The 2,892-nt window shown below is 47.4% G+C and carries 3 protein-coding genes; 2 read left to right on the forward strand and 1 reads right to left on the reverse strand.

Annotation, left to right across the window (positions count from 1 at the left end; all coding sequences use genetic code 11):
- On the forward strand, positions 1-139 hold a 139-nt coding region (locus AC6R1O_RS10490; protein ID WP_500656967.1), incomplete at its 5' end, for an Mpo1-like protein.
- Positions 140-522: 383 nt separating this feature from the next.
- On the opposite strand, the gene AC6R1O_RS10495 is transcribed toward AC6R1O_RS10490, so the two are convergent.
- A complete protein-coding gene (locus AC6R1O_RS10495) occupies positions 523-2,046 on the reverse strand; it encodes a DUF3612 domain-containing protein (RefSeq protein WP_334552139.1) in 1,524 nt (507 codons plus the stop codon).
- A 160-nt stretch (positions 2,047-2,206) separates the two neighbouring features.
- On the opposite strand from AC6R1O_RS10495, the gene AC6R1O_RS10500 reads away from it, so the two are divergent.
- On the forward strand, positions 2,207-2,782 hold the full coding sequence (locus AC6R1O_RS10500) for an aldolase/citrate lyase/malate synthase family protein (protein ID WP_500637297.1): 576 nt from the start codon (positions 2,207-2,209) through the stop codon (positions 2,780-2,782).
- The last annotated feature ends 110 nt before the right edge of the window (positions 2,783-2,892 follow it).

A 2,892-nucleotide genomic window follows, 5' to 3' on the forward strand; every position in this document is an offset into this window, starting at 1 on the left:
GTTGGTCTCCATAGCACTGTTTGCGGTGCTCTGGATAGCACAATTTATTGGTCATAAGATCGAAGGGAAGAAGCCGTCGTTTTTCGAAGATATCCAATTTCTTCTGATTGGACCGATTTGGGTGTTTCGTAAACGCTAGTCGATGATTCTATCCCTTGTTCTCTGCGCCGCCTAACCGATGTTGGGCGGCGCTTTTTTGATCTCTGGGAAACTCGATGCGTCATGGTTTGCATTTTGCAATGATCAACATTTTCGCAAAACGCAATTATTCTTATTTTGCTTGACGATTATGTGTTCTGTTTGCATGAAACTGATGACGAAGTGAGCGAAGTGATTGATTTTTGGTTAACTTAAAAGTTGGCACGGTTACTGCTTTATTTATAGTGACCCTTATTAAGCCGAGGGTCACCTAGCCAACTGACGTTGTTAGTGAATACGATTTTGTTCACAATCATATATAGCCAATCACACCGATTTGTGATTGGCTTTTTTCTTTCTGTCTCGAATGGGTTTCTTCAACCTCTATTCACCACCTTGGCAATTTTCATAACAGCTTGGTTTCCTCGGACACACGGCACCTCGTGAGCATATCACGCGCGCATCTGACTGAATGCCTCGCTCAATCCAGTTAATGTTGAGTATTTTAGCGATGGTGGTGAATTCCCGGCTGATATGACGTGGAATGGGGGCGCTACCACCCTGACTGACGCATAAACTTTTGAGTTCCTGAGCGATATCGTGTGAATTCCCGCCCTGAGCATCAATGGCTGGGTTAAGATCGATGCCTGCGCACAAGACGCGGTTGTTCCCTGCAGGATCGGTCATGTTGACTGACTCACAGCAGTAAATTCTTGGCTCATCCCCGACGTTGAGAATAGAGATCTGCGCAGAGCTACCTTGTTGTGGCTCAGACAAGCGACGGAAAACAGCCCAGTGCTGACACGGGTCATTGACCTTCCGCATGTTGCCCCAAGGAAGCGGGATCCCGTTACCACGATAGACCGCTTTAAGCTTGTTTTGTCCGTACGCATCAAAATAGTGCCAGTGAGGATAGGGCGAAACCACGGTCATACGACGCATCGCAACCGATGGTGATACGCCTGCTTTGAGGTGGACGTCAATCTCATACCCGCTGCGGTCTAGTAATTGTCGGAAAGGGACTTTAGGGCAAAGTAGCGCGCCCGCAAAAAAACTCGACTCAAAATCACGCCACGCTTGCAAAATGTCTTGCGAGTTGAGCTCTGAGCTCGGCGTGGTTTGGTTGTAGTCCTCCCAACTGTTGGCATGCCCCACCGTCAGTACGCTTTTCAACCCTTCTTTGCTGTGCAGAACACAATGGCCGATATAGACCGCCAAATCATACTTAAGGCGAGTCGGATACTCTTTGAGGATTTCATTAAGGAACAGAGTTCCGGGCGGTTCAAAGAAGGATGTCACGACTTGCTTGGCGTTAATCCCAAGCTCATCCACCACATCTTGCGGTGCGCGTTTGACCCAGCGAATGGTGAGCCCAAGGCTTCGGGCAATGCCCATCAAATCTTCCGCTGAGAGGTTCAGGCGTTTGAGGCCCACTTCTTCTGCTGCACGTTCGAGATCAGGAAAGTGGTTTTGATGGCTCTCTTGATGAGCTCGGATCAGCAAATGAGCAAACTGACGACCTGTAATGCCGGTTTGCGAGAGCATCTCCGGAATGGCGATTTGGAGAATTTCATTCGAGAACAGAAAGCTCGGCTCAAGCGCCATGCCGCTGATCCCACCGCGGTTGCCTTTATCAGGCGTGATGTCGGCCTGTTCTGGCTCGTCATCTAAGAACCAAGCGGGATCTTTTTGGAAAACTTGTGCAATGACCTCCAGCATGTCGATGCTTGGCACGCGTTTTCCTCGTTCGATCATTGAAAGGTAAGAGACCGACGGTGCGTATTCAGGGCTAACTCTCACACAGCGTGCAGAGAGATCCTCCATAGTTAAGTGGTTGCGTTTTCTCAGGTTTCTAATTTTCGTCCCGAGGAAATGGGATTGGCGAATCAAGCTTTTTGACACTGGCATTTTGTAAAATTCACATTGTAAAATTTTTGTTGTGAAATTGTAGTCAAGAATTCACTAGTATACAAAGTAAGCAAAGTCACAAATTTGCAACTTGTTAAACGCGAGTTTGAAATATTTGCTCTAGGACATGATGCTGTGAAATATCCGTGAGGGAAACACTATGAATATGCTGACATTCGATAAGACAGAAATCCAAAATCAAAACCGCCCTTTTATCGCTGAAGCAGTCTTCGCGGTAGAGACCATCAACGCTAATCAAGCAAGTGAAAAGCAAACCAAATCGAAGCAGCTGCTCGATAGACTGTTCCCCCTAGAAAATGGGTCGCACAAAAATGTCACAGCGTACGTGATCGACTATCGACACGTTATGGCGTACTTCAAAGACGGCAGTCACAGTGGTCTCAAGCATCCCAAACACTTTGTTGCTTACACAGGAAGTAAAGAGACGCCTGCCTCCTTACTGCTTCGTGATGGGACTGGCAGCCATGTTGAAGTGACCTTTGGCCATCACAAAGGGACAGGTTGTGTGGAGCTCGTGTGTATCGATGACATCCAGCTTGAAACCTGCACCATGTTCCCTCACGAAATGGGTAAGATGTCGGCAATGCGTCACTGGATTAGCCTCGTCAAAGGCGATGAGAAGGGTAAACCACAAGCGTGTACAGAAGAGAAAGAGTACACAGCGAAAAATGGCGACGATTACCAATTAGGCTGTTGCTACACTATGGGCAACTAAGCGCCACTCTAGTACAAAGTCAAAAAAGGATACGACATGCGTATCCTTTTTTGGTTATTGGGTTTGGCTTTGAGCCACGCTGCTAAAAATGAAGTTGAATCACTGACGTG

The organism is Vibrio sp. R11-SG3-ISO3-SZ (assembly GCF_059834345.1).